Raw genomic sequence first — 18,584 nt, 5'->3', positions numbered from 1 at the left:
CATGCCTGGCGCACAACAAAAAAACCCGGCCGCGTGGGCCGGGTTTCTTTCAATCCCCTGACGGCCTTTACGACATCAGGTTGTAGACAAACACGATCGCAACCGCCACCGGTGTTACGAAGCGAACCAGGTTGTACCAGAGCGCAAAGCTGCCTCCGGAAAGGGCCAAATTGCTCTGCAACGACTCTTTCGCCACGCACCAGCCGACAAACAGGGCCGTCAGCAGGCCGGACAGCGGCAGCATCACGTTGGCGGTAAAGAAGTCGAGCAGATCGAAGATGGTGTTGCCCTCGAAACGCTCGAACATGCCCAGGGGCGCGAAACCAGACCACTCGTTCAGGGACAGGATGGACGCAATACCCAGCAGCCAGCAGGCAACCCCCACCACCACCGTGCTTCCCACACGGCCAACGATCAGTTTGTCTTCCAGCCATTCAACCACTGGCTCCAGCAGTGAAATAGCGGAGGTCCAGGCCGCGAACAACAGCAGCACAAAGAACAGGGCACCAAATATGCTGCCCATCGGCATCTGGCCGAAGGCCAATGGCAGGGTCTGGAAAATCAGGCCGGGGCCCGCACCGGCTTCCAGGCCATTGGCAAAGACCACCGGGAAAATCGCCAGGCCGGCCATCAGCGCCACCACGGTATCCATGATGGACACGGTCACTGCAGTCCGCCCGACCGACACATCGTCTCCCAGATAGGAACCGTAGGCCATCATGATGGCCATACCCAGGCTCAGGGTGAAAAACGCATGGCCCAACGCTACCAGTACGCCATCCATGGTCAGGGCGCCAAAATCAGGGGTAAACAGGAAGGCGACAGCAGCACCGAAGTGGCCGGTGGTAGTGGCATAGCCCACCGCAACCAGCAGCAACACGAACAGGGCGGGCATCAGGATGGTGACGGCTCGCTCCAGGCCGGATTTGAGGCCACGGGCCACCACGAAAATCACCAATGCCATAAAGATGGTGTGCCAGATCAACAGTGTAACCGGGCTGGCCAGCAGGCCGCCGAACAGCTCACCGATGGCGTCCGCGCTCTGGCCGGTAAAATCGCCCATGGCCGCGTGGCCAACGTAGGACGCCGCCCAGCCCCCGATGACAGAATAGAACGACAGGATAATGAACGCTGCCAGCACACCCACAATGGCAGAGATCCGCCATACCGGTGACGCCAGGTTGCGCTCGGCCACCAGGCGGAAACTGGTGATCGGATTATGTCGGCCACTACGGCCGATATAAACCTCCGCCATCATGATGGGGATACCGACGATGGCGATACACAGCAGGTATACCAGTACGAAAGCGCCACCACCATTTTCGCCGGTGACATAGGGAAATTTCCAGATATTGCCCAGCCCGACGGCCGAACCGGTCGCGGCCAGGATAAAGGCCATCCGGGAGGACCATAGCCCACGATGGGCCGGGGTAGATTTGGAACCAGTCATTGTTTCATCCTGTGCTTTTGGCTGATGAATCGATTAGAAGAGGTATGCCGAAGGCCTGCTTCAGCAGATGGGGCGGGATTTTGCCAGCAGTATGCGCAGGATGCCAGCCAGGGCCGGCACCGGGACGTAAACATCTCCGGGGCCGGCCGATAACTAGCCGTTTTTACTCACGAACCGGGAGACCAGATCTTTCAGCCCGCGGGACATCTGGCTCAGACTGTTACTGCTGTCCTTGGCGGAATCCGCCTGCTGGGTACTGTGATCGGCCAGTTCGGCAATATTGACCACCTGATGGTTGATCTCCTCGGATACCTGGCTCTGCTCCTCAAAGGCCGCCGACATGCTGATGAAGCTGTCGGAAATATCATGGATCGAAGACACGATTTCCTGCAAGGACGTTTCTGCCTCCCGCACCTTCTCCAGGCCCTTGCCTGCATCCTGCTCCCCTTCACGGGTGGCCTGAACGGCTTGTTCCACCTGGCTACGGAAGTCGTCAATGACCTGCTGTATACGTACTGTGGAATCCCGGGTGCGGCGGGCCAACGACCGGACCTCGTCCGCCACCACGGCGAACCCTCGACCCTGCTCGCCAGCACGGGCGGCTTCGATGGCCGCATTCAGTGCCAGCAAATTGGTTTGTTCAGCAATGTCTGAGATCAGGCTGGCGGCCTCACCAATGCTTTCTGTTGAGGCACCCAGTTTCTGGATGGCCGTGCCAATGCCGTTCACCCGGGTGACCAGCTGTTCGATGGCCGTCAGGGCCTCACCGCTGCGCTTGCTGCCGGTGGCCGCCATCCGGTTGGCTTCTTCCGCCACTTTGGCGTTGCCATTCACGGTTTCAGTCACTTCCTGGATCGACACCGTCATTTCGTTAACGGCCGATGCGGTCTGGTCGGTCTCGGCCCGCTGTTTGGCAATCGACTCGGCGCCCTCGCTGATGTAACGGTGGCTCGCCCTGGCATGCTCATACAGTAGCTCCGCCTGGTCATCAATACGGGCCAGGGCGGTACGAATCCTCGCTTTCTCGCTCATGATCAGCATGGCCATCTGCGAGAACAGGCCGCTTTCATCACTGTAGGTCCGTGCCACAACGGCATCACGGAAGGCGTCAGGGCGCAGGTCAAGCAGGCTCTGCAGGCGGGCGGTTATGGACCTGAGGGTCAGCCCCGCTGCCAACACATGAGCTACCACGATCACGCCGATGGCCATCCCGGAATTGCCCAGCATGGTCAACGCCACCAGGCTCAGGACCAACGACAGGGCAAAGGGCCATCCTGACCGCAAGACAGATGCAATCCGACTTTGGACACTGACGACCGCCTTGCCGGCAGACAGCTTCGGATAGAGTTTTTCAGCCCGCGCCACTTGCTCACGGGTTGGCGAGACTCGTACCGACTCGAAGCCAATCATTTTTCCGTTTTCAAGAATCGGGGTCACGTAAGCGCTCACCCAATAGTGGTCACCGCTCTTGGTGCGGTTCTTGACCACCCCCATCCAGGGTTTTCCGGCCTTGAGGTACTCCCACATTCCCTGAAATACAGCCGACGGCATATCCGGATGACGGATTACGTTGTGGGGCTGGCCGACCAACTCCTCTCGAGAGAAACCGCTAATGTCGACGAACTCGTCATTGCAGTACGTAATGACGCCTCTTGAATCGGTGGTGGTAATCAGTCGACCGCTTTCGGCCATTCGGACTTCACGCTGGGTAACCGGAAGGTTTTTTCGCATTACAGGCTGTCTCCCTGACATGGCCATTCCACATTTGGTTTGGCAATTATGGCAACTCTAAGCGTAGACGCCGTCAGCAAACATTGTGAAATATCCGATATCCAGAGGATGTCAGAGTGAACCGGGACGACCGTTTACAGACAACGGGGAGTACCGTTACACCGCCAGCCTTGCCCGCGGATGAAAGCGCGCATTCAACCACAGCGACAGGGCGATAACACCGCCTCCTATGGCCAGTCGCAACAGGTCGGCATCCCGGTTCCAGATCACCAGATTGACCAGCAACCCGGCGGGCACCAACATGTTGTTCATGATTGCCAGAGTGCCGGCATCCACATGGCATGCCCCCCGGTTCCACAGGAACAGCCCGATACCGGACGCTGCCAGGCCCAACCAGGCGAGGATGCCCCACTGCAACGAGGTCGTGGGCAGACGACTGGCATCGCCAAAGATCAGGAAGGATGGCAGGGCAATGATCAGTGCCCCGAAAAAGAAATAACCAAACGTACGGTAGGCCGGCAGTTCCGTCGGGAAGCGCATCATGGTGTGCTTATAGCCGACCTGGCCCGCCGCAAAGGTGAAATTGGCCACCTGCAACAGCAGGAAGCCAGTGATAAAGCCCTGGCTCAGGCCGTCGTAACGGATAATCCCTGCACCCAGCGTTGCCACGGCTGCGGCAACCAATGCAATCGGCGAAAAGCGCCGGTACAGGGCGTCATCGATCAGGGTAACGTACAGTGGCGTGAAAATGGTAAACAGCAGAACTTCCGGCACGGTCAGGTAGCTGAACGAGCGGTACAGGCACAAATAGGTCACACCGAACTGCAGCATACCGGTGACCAGTACACCCAGCTTCAAGCCTCCGGGAACCCCACGCCAGCGGGTCAGCGGCAGAAACACCAGGGCGGCAAGCACCACACGGGTCAACACCGCGAAATCGCTGTCCACACGCCCGGCCAGAAATTCGCCAATCAGGCTGAACGAAAACGCCCACAGGACTGTTACGAAAATCAGAAGACCCATATTACCCGCACCTGAAACATTGGAAGGCGGCACTTTACCCGCTACTGCACTGGGTTGTACACAGTGCCACGGAAACACCCTATGACATCCGGAGTGGAGAATGGGGTACCATCCAGCGCACCTGACAGTTTCCAATTTATCTCTCCGGCCCGGGCTCACGATTCCATGGACGAAACCCACCAGCCATTACCAGAAGTCCGCCAGCCTCTGGTCCAGCGCACACTGACCGAGTGGCGCACGCTGGCCGTCCTGGGCGGACCGATCCTGATTGCCCAGGTGGCGCAGATGGCCAACGGGGTCATTGATACCGTGATGGCAGGCCACGCCAGTGCCGAAGACCTGGCGGCCGTGGGCATTGGCAGTAGTCTGTGGATGCCGGTGTTCCTCTTTTTCATGGGCCTCCTGGGGGCCCTGCAGCCGATCATTTCCGGTTATAACGGGGCGCGCACCACCGAGAAAATCATGCCCGCGACCTGGCAGGGGCTTTATATCGCAGCCGGCGGCACGGTGATCATGATCCTGCTGCTGACCAACGTGCACCCGGTGCTGGATGCCCTGAATCTGGAAACCAACACCGCCCGCATCACCCAGGGCTACCTGGACGCCTTCGCCTGGGGCATTCCTGCGATGTTGATGATCATGGCACTGCGAGGGCTGACGGACGGGCTGGGCCATACCCGGGTGATTATGGCCTTCTCGGTGCTGGGAACCCTGATCAACCTGCCCCTGAACTACATCTTCATTTACGGCAAACTCGGCCTCCCGGCCATGGGCGGCATCGGCTGTGGGTGGGCCACCTCCATCTCCAACGGCGTTGCGGCCCTGGCGTTGCTGATCTACCTGAACCGCAGTGCGGTGTATCGCCGTTTTCACCTGCTGGCAGACTGGGCCAAACCGGACGCAGCGGGCATCCGCTATATCCTGCGCCTGGGCATCCCCATTGGTTTTACCATCTTTGTGGAAGCCAGCATGTTCTCGGTCATAGCCCTGTTCCTGGCACCGCTGGGGCCAGTGATTGTGGCGGGGCACCAGATCGCGCTGAACGTGGTATCGCTGGTGTTCATGCTGCCGCTGAGTATCGGAATGGCGCTGACCCTGCGGGTGAGTTTCCTGGTGGGTGCCAAGGCGCCGGATACTGCCCGGCTCATCGCCCGCAGTTCGCTGATTCTGGCGTCAGCGGTGGCGCTGGTATTTGCCGTGCTGCTGTTTGTGTTCGCAGAAGGAATTGCAGCGCTCTACACCGGTGAGCAGGACGTTCAGGCCGTGACGGTGACACTGCTGGTGTATGCGGCCTTCTTCCAGATTGCCGATGTGATTCAGGTGACCTGCATCAGCGCCTTGCGGGGCTACAAAGACACCAGCATTCCCATGCTCATCATGCTGTTTTCGTTCTGGGGCGTTGGATTGCCGCTGGGGTGGGTGCTGACCTTTACCGACTGGTTGCTGCCTGCCATGGGGGCCGCTGGTTTTTGGGTGGGGCTTACCTGTGGGCTGGCGTCCGCCAGTATCCTGTTGGGGCTGCGATTATTTCTGTACTCGCCAAAACCAGAGTAGTCTTGCCGGGGCGATCACGCAGGGCTGGCGACCATGTCGTCCGCGTAGACAATACGGTCGCGCCCGGTGTCCTTTGCTTCATAAAGTGCTTCATCCGCCCGCGCCAGCCAATCATCAGGTTTTTCGCCAGCCTGGAGCAGGGCAACGCCAAAGGAGGCGGTAACCTGCCCCCCGGGGTGACGCAGGAACTTGTGCATGATGTGCTGCAGGTTGTGCATGACCGCCTTCAACCCGGTTGAATCCACCCCGGGCATCAGCAATACAAACTCTTCACCGCCAAAGCGGAACAGTTGATCGGACTTGCGGATGTTCTGTTCGATCAACGCCACCATTTCCACCAGCACGTCATCCCCTACGTTGTGCCCATACTCGTCGTTGATCTTCTTGAAGTAGTCGATATCCAGCAACACCAGGGCGTAGGAGATGCCGTTTCTGGAAGCGCTGGCAACGGCCATTGCCAGCTCCTGATCCATGGAGCGGCGGTTTTTGACGCCCGTCAGGGGGTCGATTGTGGCCAGGTGTTCCAAGCGCTCCCGCTGGTTCTCGTTGCGATGGGCAAACACATAGGCGCAGCAGCTGACGACCATAGCCGTGGCGGCGAAGGTCCACATCTGGACAAGAGAACTGAAGGCCACGCCATGCACCATCAAGGCAACAACGGCGGCCAGATTGATAAAAATTGCGTAGCGGGGTTCCGTCAGGAAGAAGCTTGTCACCAGGCACGGATATAACCAGAACAGCCCAGGCTCTCCGACCAACGCTCCGACTGTCACCGCCCCGCCGCAGGCCACCAGGGCCATTGCAAAACCACTGCGAGCGGTATCGCCTGTTATCCAGGCGTAAATCATTCCGGCGGTGATCGCCAGCATAATACCCAGATCGACCACCCCGGCCAGCACGTTGCCCTGGACAAACCGCATCACCGCAAAGGGGGTTATCCCCAGAATGGCACTGATGGCCAACAACGTGATGATGGACAGCCTGAAATCTGTTTTCAGACGATAGAGCATAGTGACAGTACATTCCTACCAAGGTCTTATTAGCAAACTATCATAGCGCAAGATCCGATTACGGAAGCTGAACGCAACGAAATTTAACAAACGCACAAATGAAATACTTTGTTAAATCAAAGGACGCAGATTCCCATATCACCGCAAACGTCCCATTCCCGACCGTTCAACAACTGGAGTTGGTATCGGCTTAAGGGGTAAACTTAAGCATTATTATAATAAGCACCAGGAAGCCATTGAGTGCAGAACCTTCTTCGTATCGCACCCGGCGCATTGACCATTGGAAAGCCCTTGCCCTGGACGGTCTATGACGCCGATGGCAATGTTCTGCTGAGACAGGGCTACGTCATACAGAATGACATTCAGCTGGAGCAGTTGTTCGAGCGTGGCCTGTTCCAGCCCCGGGTGATTGAGCGCCCCGACGAGGATATTCAGGAAGATATCCGTCTCCGCAACCCGTTTGCGGATTATCCCGTATTACTGCAAACCCTGGAATCCTCGCTAAACGCCATTACTAACCAGGATGACAGTGCCCGCCAACGGGTACTTGGCCTGTCACGAATGATTGACCAGATGTGCCAGGAATCCCCGGAGGCCAGCCTGGCACTGGTGCACCTGTACTCGATCGAGCCCACCATCCATGAACAGATACTGTTCTATGCCGTTCTCTGTCAGTTTACTGCACGCCGGTTCGGCCTCGATGACAAGCGGATCGCCGTACTGATCAGTGCTGCGCTAATGGCAAACCTGGCTCTGGTGCCGGTGGCCGACAAACTCAATGCTTCCAACCGGGTATTGACCGACGAGCAGCGCGCGGTGATACGCAAACACCCCGAACGCAGCGTTCAGGCACTCAAAGAGGCCGACATCACCAGCCCACTGCTACTCAAAATCATTGCGCAGCACCACGAACAGGCGGACGGTTCGGGCTATCCCCATGGGTTGAGTGGTACCGACATACGGGGTGAGGCGGAAATCCTGGCGCTGGCGGAACGCTATGTGGCAATGATAACGAAGCGGGCTTATCGCGAACGAATGAACATAACCGAGGCCCGCAAACTGATCGCTTCGCTGGCCGACGGCAAACTACGCCCTGCCATTCCGCGGGCTCTGCTGGCCATTCTGACCGATCATCCGCCAGGAACTCTGGTGAGGCTCGCCAACAACGAAGTGGCGGTGATTGTCCGGCGCCCGCACCGTCACCGTGGCCCGTTTGCCAAAGCCATCATTGGTCCCAGGGGCAATCGTTACAGCGGCACCTTTGAGCGGGATTGCAGCCAGCCGGATTTCAATATTATCGACGTTGAACAGCCCGAAGTGATGCCCTCCATGGACTTCGGGCTACTCTGGGGTTTCCACTAACGCTCTACGCGCTCTGTATTATCTCAAGCCCAACGCCTGGGCGTGATGCTCCAGATGGTCATCGATGAACGAGGCGATGAAGAAGTAGCTGTGATCATAACCCCGGTGCATTCTCAGATTGATGTGGTGATGCACCTTCTCACATGCCTCGACCAGCGCCTCGGGATTGAGCTGACTTTCAAGGAAGTCATCCGCTGTACCCTGGTCCACCAGCAGCGGTAAGCGTTCGCTGGCGCCGGGAATCAACAGCGTCGCATCCCACTCTTCCCAGGTTTTCGGGTCGTCCCCCAGATAACCGCTGAAGGCTTTTTGACCCCAGGGGCACTCGCTGGGGTTGGCAATCGGCGCAAAAGCAGACACGGATCTGTACTGCCCGGGATTCTTCAGCGCCGCGATCAGTGCCCCGTGACCACCCATGGAATGACCACTGATACTGCGATCCTCTGTCACCGGCAAGTGGCCTTCCACCAGTTGCGGCAATTCCTTCACCACATAATCGTACATTCGATAGTGAGGGGCCCAGGGTTGGCGTGTGGCGTTCAGGTAAAAACCGGCACCACTACCGAAATCGTAACTGTCATGTTCACCGGGCAGGTCCAGACCACGGGGGCTGGTGTCAGGGCACACAATGGCGATGCCCAACTGCGCCGCTTTTTTCTGGGCCCCGGCCTTCTGCATGAAATTCTGGTCGGTACAGGTCAGTCCCGACAGCCAGTAAAGAACCGGCACTTTTTGAGGGTTGCTGCCCACGGCAACAGGAGGAAGGTACACCGCAAACTCCATATCGCAGTCCAGGGCTGCCGAGTGGTGCTGGTAGCGCCGGTGTTCGCCGCCAAAACAGACGTTGGTGGAGAGCAGTTGCATGGGAACCTCTCAGTCGGAAAATTCACAGTCTTCTGACTACGCGTATTTCGGTACTTCTATGCCATAACCGGCCTTTGCAAACTCTGCCAGGATGGCAGTGCGGGTCACAATACCGATCAAACGATCATGGTCAACCACCGGGTAGACCTTGGGCTTGCCTGCGCCCAGGTTCTGGGCCAGATCCACAACAGACATTTCCGGGGATATGGTGACCGGATTGCGAAACATAACGTCGTCCACGATCGGGTCGCCTTCGTGGTGGTAGTTGCTCACCAGCAGGGCGTGGATGCAGTCCTGTTCGGAAACAAACCCGATCACCTTGCGGTGGTCATCCACGACCGGCAGCCCAGTGACGTGGTTGTGAAGCAGTGTTTTGACCACTTTGGTTAAGGGCGTTCCACGACGAATGGGCTCGATGTGGTTCCACATGACATCGGATACTTTTAGCGATTGCATTGGCAGACTCCCTGACCAGTCATATTCTGGATTCGTCCCTCTTTAAACATAGGCAATGGGGGCGAAAACTGGAAGTATAAACCCGCAACCGGCCATCTCTTTCTGCGGGCACCGGCCGTCAGCCGTTGCCCTGCCTCGGCTGTTGCGCCATGGTTTCAAAGCCGATCTGGGCAAACCGCGACAACAGAGGTTCCGGAAGATCGTGCCCCATTCCGTCAATCATCTCAACGCGGGCATGAGGCATCAGGTATCCCAACTGCTCCGCAGCCACCGGCCGCACCAGCGGGTCGGCCTTGCCATGAATCACGGATACCGGCACCCGTATGCGCCGTGTGGCTGATGACAGGCTGCCAGTGGCAAGGATGGCACGGGTCTGGCGGAGAATGCCGGCGGGATGATAGCTGCGCCGGAACTCCCGTACGATCCGGTCCCTCACTTCCTGTTCGCGAGGTGGGTAGCCCGGACTCTGAATCGCCTTCCAGAAGTCCAGGGAGCGTGCGACAACTGCGGCTTCATCATGCCCCTTCGCGCCAATACCTGCCAGGCGCCAGATCAGCTTTGATTTTGGCATCGGCAGGCGCGGGCTGTTGGTGGAGGTCATGATAAGGGTTGCCGAGCGCACGCGTTCGGGGCGATTCGCAGCCACCAACTGGCTGATCATGCCGCCCATGGAAACACCCACCAGGTGAGCGCAGGTCAGGCTGAAGGCGTCCATCACCTTACAGACATCGTCCGCCATGTCATGCAGGGTATAGGGCGCGGCGATCGGCAGGCCCATCCGGTGCCTTGCCATGACCGCAACCGGATGACCCTCCAGGCGATCCTTCAGGTGCGATGACAGCCCGATGTCGCGATTATCAAACCGGATTACCCGGAAGCCTTCACGAACATACTGGTCCAGCAACGCCTCCGGCCAGAGCGTCATCTGCGCCCCCAATCCCATCACGAAGATCACTGGCTCCCCGGCGGGATCTCCCCGGGTTTCTACACAGAACGACAGCTCGCCTGCCTGGACGTGAAGGGTCTCGGGCATGGCGTTGACCGACGTATCGGCAGAACTCCAATCAGAGTGGCTTAGGGTTTCCGGCATTGAGGGACTCCTGAGATAACCAGTCCACAGCTTAACCCGAGAGGCTACGAATCCAATAGCTTTGCAGACCCACGTCGCGTCAGAACAGCGAATTCTTTGCAGCGAATATTTACAGATGGAAATAAGTATATAAACTCAATGAGTTATACGCTTCCGCCGAGCTCAGATCTGTACTACTCAGATCCATATCGCCGGTGTCGCGGAAGCTCCTCAATACCAAGGCACAAACACAGGGAGATTCCCATGGAAGCCTTTGAGTCGTTTATTAGCAGCATTAACGCACTGGTCTGGGGCCCGCCCATGCTGGTGATGATTCTTGGTGTCGGCCTGTTTCTGAGCATTGGCCTGAAGCTGATGCCGGTATTGAAACTGCGAGCCGGTTTCCAACTGATGTGGAAAGGCCGTACCGGGGCCGAATCAGAGGGCGAGATTCCTCCATTCCAGGCCCTGATGACCGCGCTGTCGGCTACCGTTGGCACCGGTAATATTGCTGGCGTTGCCACCGCGGTATTCCTGGGCGGCCCCGGAGCGCTGTTCTGGATGTGGCTGACCGCCCTCGTGGGTATGGCGACCAAATATTCCGAGGCGGTACTGGCGGTACGCTTCCGGGAAGTGGACGAACGCGGCGCCTACACGGGTGGCCCGATGTACTACATTCGCAACGGCCTGGGTAAAAAATGGGCCTGGCTGGGCGTGCTGTTTGCCATCTTCGCCGCTGTGGCCGCGTTTGGCATTGGCAACACCGTGCAGGCCAACTCGGTGGCCGATGTTCTGGAAACCAACTTCAACCTGCCGCACTGGGTGACCGGCCTTGTGTTGATGGTACTGGTAGGCCTTGTGCTGATCGGTGGCATCAAACGCATCGGGCAGGTGGCGAGCACGTTGGTGCCCTTTATGGCCATCGCCTATATCCTGGTTGGCCTGATGGTACTGGCCATTAACGCCGAGCAGATTCCGAACGCCATCGCCATGGTATTTACACACGCGTTCAGTCCGGTTGCCGCCGAAGGTGGCTTTGCCGGCGCCGCCGTCTGGGCCGCTGTCCGCTTTGGTGTGGCCCGCGGCATTTTCTCCAATGAGGCAGGTCTCGGTTCCGCCCCTATCGCCCACGCGGCAGCCCAGACCAAGAACCCGATCAACCAGGGCATGGTCGCCATGCTGGGCACGTTCATCGACACGATCATCGTGTGCAGCATCACCGGCCTTGTCATCATCAGCTCTGGCGCCTGGACGTCAGGTGAGACCGGTGCGGCACTGACCTCACTGGCCTTTGAAACCGGACTGCCCGGGTTTGGCAATTACGTTGTCGCCATCTCCCTGGCGATTTTTGCCTTTACCACGATTATCGGTTGGTCGTTTTACGGCGAACGCTGCATTGAGTTCCTGTTCGGCGTCAAAGCCATCGTGCCGTACCGCGTGATCTGGATACTGGCGATACCGGTCGGTGCCACCATCAACCTTGGCCTGATCTGGCTGATCGCCGACACGCTCAACGCCATGATGGCGCTGCCAAACCTCGTGGCCTTGCTGCTACTGAGCCCGGTGGTGTTCAAGCTCACCCGTGAGCATTTCGAGAAAGAGCGGTCAGTCGGCGTTAGCTGATACGTAAGTGGAGTCGGATGAGGCAAATCAAGACCCCTTGGTTTTCTCCCATCCGCCTCCACTGTTTATCGTATAGACTGAATTTTGTGCCGGCGCTTCGTCTGGCCGGGCTTTCGTATCATCAAAGGAGGAAACGCGATGAGTTTACGTCTGGGAGATACCGCACCGGATTTTGAGCAGGATTCCAGTGAAGGCAGGATCGACTTTCACCAATGGCTGGGCAACAGCTGGGGCATACTGTTCTCGCACCCTGCCGATTTTACGCCGGTGTGCACCACCGAGCTCGGCCTGACGGCCAAGCTGAAAGACGAATTCGCCAAGCGTGACGTCAAGGCAATCGCTCTGAGTGTGGACCCGGTCGATTCCCACAAGGATTGGATCAAGGACATCAACGAAACCCAGGGTTGTGCCGTTAACTTTCCGATCATTGCCGACCACGATCGCAAGGTGTCTAACCTTTACGACATGATCCACCCCAGCGCCAGTGAGACGCTGACCGTGCGATCGCTGTTCGTGATCGACCCGAATAAGAAAATCCGCTTGATGATCACCTACCCGGCCAGCACCGGTCGCAACTTCAACGAAGTGCTGCGGGTTGTAGACTCGCTGCAGATGACCGACATTCACAAAGTGGCAACACCAGGCAACTGGGAACCCGGCGGCGACGTGGTGATCGTGCCGTCCCTGCAGGATGAGGATGAAATAAAAGAACGTTTCCCGAAAGGCTATCGGGCGGTGAAGTCCTACCTGCGGATGACGCCGGACCCGGGATCGAACTGGAGTGGCGATTAAGCGCTGAACGCGCAATCCGCTGAAACGAAAAAGCCGGGCTGATGCCCGGCTTTTTTATGCCTATCGTTCCTGGCCTCAGAATGCCGGAACCACGGCTCCCTCGTACTGCTTCTTGATAAACGCCTTGACGTCATCCGTTGTCAGCACCTTCGCCAGCTTCTGGATTGCCTCATCGTTGGCGCGGCTTTCATGAGCCACCAGAATGTTCACGTACGGCGATTCAGCCCCCTCAATAACCAGCGCATCTTCCGTCGGATTAAGGCCGGCTTCCAACGCGTAGTTGGTGTTAATGAGCGCCAGATCCACCTGGTTCAGGATACGCGGCAGGGTAGCAGCCTCCAGTTCCTTGAATTCCAGGTCTTTCGGGTTATCAGCGATATCACGCGGCGTAGCGGTGATCTTGCTGCCGTCCTTCAGGGTGATCAGACCGGCTTTCTGCAGCAGAAGCAATGCACGGCCACCGTTGGTGGGATCGTTGGGGATCGCCACTGTGGCCCCGTCTTCAAGCGCTTTCAGAGAGTCGATCCGGCTTGAGTAGGCACCAAACGGCTCAACGTGGACACCCACTACGCTGACCAGGTTGGTACCACGGCCATCGTTGAATTCGTCGAGGTACGGCTGATGTTGGAAGAAGTTCGCGTCCATCCGCTTCTGATCCACCTGCACGTTAGGCTGGACATAATCGGTAAACACCTTCACATCCAGCTCCACGCCCTGCTCCGCCAGCTTGGGCTTAACAAATTCCAGGATCTCGGCGTGAGGTACCGGCGTTGCCGCCACGGAAAGCTTTTCCGCAAGGGCTGCGGAAGAGAATGTCGCAATGGCAGCCACTGCCACCAGGGTCTTTTTGAAGTTCATAAGCACGTTCTCCTGTTGTTTAAAATATCATTCAGACCTCGGAAGCCAGCAAAGACTCCGGGCCCGTGGCGGGAAAGCCCTTCCGAAAACGTGGAGCGCCAGGGATGGCGCGACCGAGCCCTACAGGGACGTACTTACGGGCGTTTTTCGGAAGGGCTTTCCCGCCATGGGCTTGCACCCAAACTGAGCCTATTTGCGGCTGAAATACAGAACGAGACGGTCGCCCGCCATCTGGAGCAATTGTACAAAAATGACCAACAGCGCCACTGTAATCACCATTACGTCAGTCTGGAATCGTTGGTAACCGAAGCGGATCGCCAGGTCGCCAAGACCGCCACCGCCGACTACGCCGGACATGGCAGCGTAGGACACCAACGTAATCGCGGTAACCGTAATACCGGCGATGATGCCCGGCAGGGCCTCCGGCAACAAGGCTCCGAATACAATTTGTTTTACAGTCGCGCCCATGGCCTGGGTAGCCTCGATGATTCCCCTATCCACTTCGCGCAACGACGTTTCGACCAAACGGGCAAAGAAAGGAGCACCACCGGCCACCAGTGGCGGAATCGCGCCGGCCACGCCAAGAGATGTACCGATCAACATCACTGTGAACGGGATCATCACGATCAGCAGGATAATAAACGGTACGGAACGCAGCACGTTCACCACAAAGGACAGCACCGCATAAGCGATGGGCTGTTCCAGCAGTTGGCGCTTGCCAAACAGGAACAGCAGCACGCCTACCGGCAGGCCGATCAGCACGCTGAACAGCAGCGACATGCCCACCATCACCAGGGTGTCCCAACTGGCCCAGCCGATCTCGGTCCAGTCCACGTTGCTCAACAGGTCTCCCATCAAGGCTTCCATCAGCGCAGCACCTCCACGTGAACGTCCGCCGCCTCAAAGGCTTGCATGGCGGTATCGAGATTGCCGCCCACCAGCGAGAGGGTCAGCTGGCCGTAGGGCGTGTCCTTGATGTGGTCAATCCGGCCGGAGAGGATACTGAAATCCACGCCGGATTCCCGCGCCACGCTGCCCAGCAGTGGCGTGTAGGTGGATTCGCCACGGAAGGTGAGACGCAGAATGCGGCCTTTGGCGTGCTGCAGGTCCTGCTGCATTTCCTCATGGTCGATGCTTTCGCTCTCGAAGACGAAGTCCCGGGTGGTCGGGTGCTTCGGGTGCAGGAAGACATCACTGACCGCGCCCATTTCGACGACTTCGCCGGCATCCATCACCGCTACCCGGTCACAGACACGGCGTACCACGTCCATCTCATGGGTGATCAGTACGATGGTCAGGCCGAGTTCGCGGTTGATGTCCGCCAGCAACTTCAGGACCGATTGGGTGGTTTGCGGGTCGAGGGCGCTGGTGGCTTCGTCGCAAAGCAGGATCGTCGGGCGGCAGGCCAGGGCGCGGGCGATGCCAACACGCTGCTTCTGTCCACCCGAGAGCTGCGATGGGTACTTATTGGCCTGATCCACCAGGCTGACCCGTTTCAGCAACTCGTCCACCCGGTCACGAATCTCGGTGCGGGAATAAATGCCCGCGAGTTTCATGGGGAAGGCAATGTTGTCCGCCACCGTTTTCGAGGACAGCAGATTAAAGTGCTGGAATATCATGCCCACCTTGCGACGGAAGGCCCGTAGCTCGCTGGCGTTGTAGCCGGTGATATTTTCATCATCAATCAGGATGCGACCACCGGTGGGTGGCTCCAGAAGATTGATCAGGCGCACGAGGGTGGACTTGCCCGCGCCGGAATGGCCGACGATGCCAAACACCTCGCCGGTGTCGATGGTCATACTGGTGGGGTGCAGCGCGGGGATCGCCCGCCCACCTACCTGGTAGGACTTCTGTACCTGGTCAAATACAATCACAACGTTGCCTTGTGAACGCTTTGTCAGCGCCTTGTGGGTGCAGAGGTAAAACGCGCGATTATAAACCAAACCGATGGCAAACCCGAATCCGCCACCTTGGTAAATCCCCTTACACCATTTGCCACCTGACACGAAGACCACGACTGAACTAGACTGATTCATTACAAGAACATGACTAACAATCCCGAGGCGCGCGCAATTTTGACCACAAAAACCGAGACTCCGCCCTCAAGGATGAACTCGACCCAGGCATGGGTGACCTACCTCAGCAAAGTGGAACTGCCGGTACTGGCAAACACTCTTCGCAGAATTGGTGAACTGACTGACAGCAGTAACAGCACGGTTAACGAGCTTGCAAACGTTATTCTCAACGACGCCCAGCTCACTTCCCAGGTGCTTCGGCTGTCCAATACGGTGTTCTACAACCAGACTCGCACCCAGGTAAGCACCGTAAGCCGCGCCATCACCCTGATCGGCTTCGACGCCGTGAAGTCCATGGCCATCTCGTCCCTGATCGTAGACTCCCTGCTCAAACGCAACGACCGCCCACACCTGCTTCGCTGCCTGGCCCGCGCCATCCACGCCGCCGTCCAGGCCCGCTGCCTGCTGCCAAAGCGCAACGAGCACGCCCTGGAGGAAGTGTTCATCGGGGCCCTGCTGATGAACATTGGCGAGTTGGCTTTTTGGTCCTGCGAGACCGAGCAGGCCAGTGAACTGGAATCCCGGCTGCGCGAGGGGGAGCCGACACTGGAAGCCCAGAAAGCCGCGCTCCACACCACCTTTACCGAAATTACCCGTGGCCTGGTGGACGCCTGGTCACTCGGCCCCTTTATTCGCGAGGTGGTTGCGCCCGGGCAGGCCAATTCGAAGGCCGCCAGCCTGGTGCGCCACTCCGTTGAGATGGCAAGACTGTCCGAGAATGGCTGGCGCGGCGACGACATGGAAAAGGTCATGGAAGCCCTGGGGCAGGACATCGGAGAGAACCCTGCAGCCGTTCGGGACCAGCTCAAGGTGAATGCCGGAGAAGCCGCGCGGGTCGCGGTGTCGCTGGGTATTCCCCAGGTGACCGCGCTGATGCCTGGCAGCCAGGGCAGCTCCGGCGAGGAGGCGGTGCGCGCACCAGAGGTGGACCCCAACCTGCAGTTACAGATTCTCCGCGATCTTACCCACAGCCTTACCGACAAACCGGACATCAACGAAGTCTGTCAGCTGGTCATCGAGGGCATTCACCGGGCAATCGGCATGCAGCGGGTTGTGTTGCTGATGAGCGACCGCAGCGGGCTTGAACTGGTACCGCGCAAGCTGGGGGGCAGGGGCACCGAAGCCTGGAAGGACAACTTCACCATCCGCAAGGATGGCACCGGTCCTCTCGGGGCGCTCTTACCCCACGCTGATTGCAGTGTCTATCTGCCAAAATCGAAAACCGAAGGGGTTGCCTATGATCGCTGGCTGGGGAACGTGCCGGCGCTGATCGGCCCCCTGAAAGCGAAGGGGCGACTGGTTGGCCTGTTTTACGCGGACAACGCGGCGGCGGACTATGTGCCCTCCGACGATCAGCTGACGGCGTTCGGACACTTTGTCCAGAACGCCCAGCTGTGCATCACGCTGCTATCGAGCCATTAGTTTGCCGAGCCATTCATCCGCACTCAACGATTAGAGTTCATACAATTTCGCAACGTGTAGGATCGGCCCGGTCGGCTGGCCGGTGGGAGAGCCTCCCACCGGCTCCAGGCTGATCGCCAGTGTTCGGCTATTGCTGAGAAGCGCACGCGCCTCATCATCCAGAGTTACCTGATAGGTTCCACCCACCGGAATAACCCCGAGCGACAGGGGCTGGCCATCCGCCGGCACGATCCACAATTCGTAATCCTTGCCCTGCTGGGCCGCCGTCGCGGCAACGGGACGCAGTTTCAATTGCCTGTCGAGCGATGACTCACTGACCAACCATAGGGGATCGCTCACGTCCGCCTGTACGATGGCGCCGGAAAGACGGTCATCCACCTCTGGCTCTGGCTGTTGCACCAGGACAACGGCCAGCACCAGCGCCGCAGCCGTTGCCAGCATGCTCCAGCCAGGCCAGAACCAACGGCCGGACGCATCATTGGCCGCAACTGCCGACCCGGGTTTATCCTCCCGGGGCCAAAGTCGGCGTTCGATGCCAGCCCAGACCGACGCCGGAGGCTGTTCTTCCTCAATGCGTGCGCCCAGGTGCCCCAGCTTCTCTTCCCAGAACCAGACTTCCTGGCGGACTCGAACCGACTCCATCATCCAGCGCTCGAAACGCCGACGGGCTGCCCCATGAAGGGAGCCAAGCACGTATTCCGCTGCCAATGCTTCTATTCTTTCCGGTGTCTTTTTCATCGTTCCAGACACCTCTTCAAAGCCATTAATCCGCGCCGAATCCAGCTTTTTACGGTTCCAATGGGAGAACTCAGGGCCTCGGAAAGCTCATCGTGGGTAAACCCCCGATAATAAGACAACAGGATACTGTCCCGCTGCGTCTCTGAGAGTTCATCCAGGCACCCGCGAAGCTCGGCGCTGCCCGCGACGCGAAGTGATTCGTCCAACGGGCCGTCACGTTCATCGGCAACACGCTCAAGGTGGGCATCGCCGGACGTCGGCCGCGATTTCCGATTCCTCATAAGATCGAGTGTGCGATAACGGGCAATCGTCAGCATCCAGCTCAGGGGAGCGCCACGCTCACTGTGATATTCACCGGCGTGGTGCCATATCTGCACAAAGGCATCCTGAACGGCCTCTTCCGCCAGATCTCGCTGACTGGCCAGTTTCAGGCAAAGCCCGAACATCCTGCCGGAAATTTTTTCATACAGCCGCTGAAAGGCCAGTCGGTCTTCCCGGGACACTGCGATCAGCAGTCCCATCAGATCATCCTGCTCAGAGTTGCTGGTTACCATCTA

Annotated in this window: 17 protein-coding genes; 5 read left to right on the top strand and 12 right to left on the bottom strand. The window is 58.5% G+C overall.

What is annotated here, in order from left to right; all coding sequences use genetic code 11:
- Nucleotides 1-67: 67 nt before the first annotated feature.
- The 3 genes from B3M52_RS01375 to B3M52_RS01365 form a co-directional block, all read right to left on the bottom strand.
- Nucleotides 68-1,450 carry a sodium-dependent transporter gene (locus B3M52_RS01375; RefSeq protein ID WP_036202075.1) on the bottom strand — a complete coding sequence of 461 codons (1,383 nt, stop codon included), beginning with the start codon at nucleotides 1,448-1,450 and terminating at the stop codon, nucleotides 68-70.
- A 153-nt stretch (nucleotides 1,451-1,603) separates the two neighbouring features.
- Entirely contained in the window at nucleotides 1,604-3,181 is a 1,578-nt protein-coding gene (locus tag B3M52_RS01370) for a methyl-accepting chemotaxis protein (RefSeq protein WP_036202065.1), read from the bottom strand.
- A 156-nt stretch (nucleotides 3,182-3,337) separates the two neighbouring features.
- Nucleotides 3,338-4,204, bottom strand: coding sequence for an EamA family transporter (locus tag B3M52_RS01365; RefSeq protein WP_041335698.1), 867 nt, complete (start codon nucleotides 4,202-4,204; stop codon nucleotides 3,338-3,340).
- Nucleotides 4,205-4,369: 165 nt separating this feature from the next.
- Here B3M52_RS01365 and B3M52_RS01360 point away from each other — a divergent pair, with 165 nt between their 5' ends.
- Nucleotides 4,370-5,758, top strand: a complete 1,389-nt coding sequence (locus tag B3M52_RS01360; RefSeq protein ID WP_036205529.1) for an MATE family efflux transporter — start codon at nucleotides 4,370-4,372, stop codon at nucleotides 5,756-5,758.
- Between the two features lie 14 nt (nucleotides 5,759-5,772).
- Here B3M52_RS01360 and B3M52_RS01355 read toward each other — a convergent pair whose 3' ends face one another.
- The gene (locus tag B3M52_RS01355) at nucleotides 5,773-6,768 is read right to left on the bottom strand and encodes a GGDEF domain-containing protein (protein WP_036202060.1); all 996 of its coding nucleotides are present in this window, start codon (nucleotides 6,766-6,768) and stop codon (nucleotides 5,773-5,775) included.
- A 240-nt stretch (nucleotides 6,769-7,008) separates the two neighbouring features.
- Here B3M52_RS01355 and B3M52_RS01350 point away from each other — a divergent pair, with 240 nt between their 5' ends.
- Nucleotides 7,009-8,130 carry an HD-GYP domain-containing protein gene (locus B3M52_RS01350; RefSeq protein WP_075196299.1) on the top strand — a complete coding sequence of 374 codons (1,122 nt, stop codon included), beginning with the start codon at nucleotides 7,009-7,011 and terminating at the stop codon, nucleotides 8,128-8,130.
- An 18-nt stretch (nucleotides 8,131-8,148) separates the two neighbouring features.
- Here B3M52_RS01350 and fghA read toward each other — a convergent pair whose 3' ends face one another.
- The 3 genes from fghA to B3M52_RS01335 form a co-directional block, all read right to left on the bottom strand.
- Nucleotides 8,149-8,994 carry an S-formylglutathione hydrolase gene (fghA, locus tag B3M52_RS01345; protein ID WP_036202054.1) on the bottom strand — a complete coding sequence of 282 codons (846 nt, stop codon included), beginning with the start codon at nucleotides 8,992-8,994 and terminating at the stop codon, nucleotides 8,149-8,151.
- A 36-nt stretch (nucleotides 8,995-9,030) separates the two neighbouring features.
- Complete coding sequence (locus B3M52_RS01340) at nucleotides 9,031-9,450, bottom strand: CBS domain-containing protein (protein WP_036202051.1); 420 nt, start codon at nucleotides 9,448-9,450, stop codon at nucleotides 9,031-9,033.
- A gap of 118 nt (nucleotides 9,451-9,568) precedes the next feature.
- Entirely contained in the window at nucleotides 9,569-10,540 is a 972-nt protein-coding gene (locus B3M52_RS01335) for an alpha/beta fold hydrolase (protein ID WP_083637254.1), read from the bottom strand.
- Between the two features lie 243 nt (nucleotides 10,541-10,783).
- Between B3M52_RS01335 and B3M52_RS01330 the strand changes: the two genes are divergently transcribed.
- Together B3M52_RS01330 and B3M52_RS01325 are read left to right on the top strand one after the other, a co-directional pair.
- Nucleotides 10,784-12,142, top strand: coding sequence for an alanine/glycine:cation symporter family protein (locus B3M52_RS01330; protein ID WP_036202046.1), 1,359 nt, complete (start codon nucleotides 10,784-10,786; stop codon nucleotides 12,140-12,142).
- A gap of 138 nt (nucleotides 12,143-12,280) precedes the next feature.
- Nucleotides 12,281-12,934 carry a peroxiredoxin gene (locus B3M52_RS01325; RefSeq protein ID WP_041335694.1) on the top strand — a complete coding sequence of 218 codons (654 nt, stop codon included), beginning with the start codon at nucleotides 12,281-12,283 and terminating at the stop codon, nucleotides 12,932-12,934.
- Nucleotides 12,935-13,009: 75 nt separating this feature from the next.
- On the opposite strand, the gene B3M52_RS01320 is transcribed toward B3M52_RS01325, so the two are convergent.
- The 3 genes from B3M52_RS01320 to B3M52_RS01310 all read right to left on the bottom strand — a co-directional run bounded on the left by B3M52_RS01320 (nucleotide 13,010) and on the right by B3M52_RS01310 (nucleotide 15,666).
- The gene (locus B3M52_RS01320; protein WP_075196300.1) at nucleotides 13,010-13,792 is read right to left on the bottom strand and encodes a MetQ/NlpA family ABC transporter substrate-binding protein; all 783 of its coding nucleotides are present in this window, start codon (nucleotides 13,790-13,792) and stop codon (nucleotides 13,010-13,012) included.
- Between the two features lie 189 nt (nucleotides 13,793-13,981).
- Entirely contained in the window at nucleotides 13,982-14,659 is a 678-nt protein-coding gene (locus tag B3M52_RS01315) for a methionine ABC transporter permease (protein WP_007155138.1), read from the bottom strand.
- Nucleotides 14,659-15,666, bottom strand: a complete 1,008-nt coding sequence (locus B3M52_RS01310) for a methionine ABC transporter ATP-binding protein (protein ID WP_007155139.1) — start codon at nucleotides 15,664-15,666, stop codon at nucleotides 14,659-14,661. The genes B3M52_RS01315 and B3M52_RS01310 overlap by 1 nt, the downstream gene beginning before the upstream one ends.
- A gap of 201 nt (nucleotides 15,667-15,867) precedes the next feature.
- On the opposite strand from B3M52_RS01310, the gene B3M52_RS01305 reads away from it, so the two are divergent.
- Entirely contained in the window at nucleotides 15,868-17,289 is a 1,422-nt protein-coding gene (locus B3M52_RS01305; protein ID WP_036205527.1) for an HDOD domain-containing protein, read from the top strand.
- Between the two features lie 30 nt (nucleotides 17,290-17,319).
- Here B3M52_RS01305 and B3M52_RS01300 read toward each other — a convergent pair whose 3' ends face one another.
- Nucleotides 17,320-18,027 carry an anti-sigma factor gene (locus B3M52_RS01300; RefSeq protein WP_075196301.1) on the bottom strand — a complete coding sequence of 236 codons (708 nt, stop codon included), beginning with the start codon at nucleotides 18,025-18,027 and terminating at the stop codon, nucleotides 17,320-17,322.
- Nucleotides 18,024-18,581: a sigma-70 family RNA polymerase sigma factor gene (locus B3M52_RS01295; RefSeq protein ID WP_041335689.1), complete on the bottom strand. Its 558-nt coding sequence runs from the start codon at nucleotides 18,579-18,581 to the stop codon at nucleotides 18,024-18,026. Before B3M52_RS01295 ends, B3M52_RS01300 begins: the two co-directional genes overlap by 4 nt.
- Between the last annotated feature and the right edge of the window lie 3 nt (nucleotides 18,582-18,584).

Source organism: Marinobacter sp. UBA2688 (assembly GCF_002352785.1).
Classification (GTDB): Bacteria; Pseudomonadota; Gammaproteobacteria; order Pseudomonadales; family Oleiphilaceae; genus Marinobacter; species Marinobacter salarius.
The sequence above is the reverse complement of the archived record's forward strand: the minus strand, read 5'-3'. Positions and strand labels throughout refer to the sequence as shown.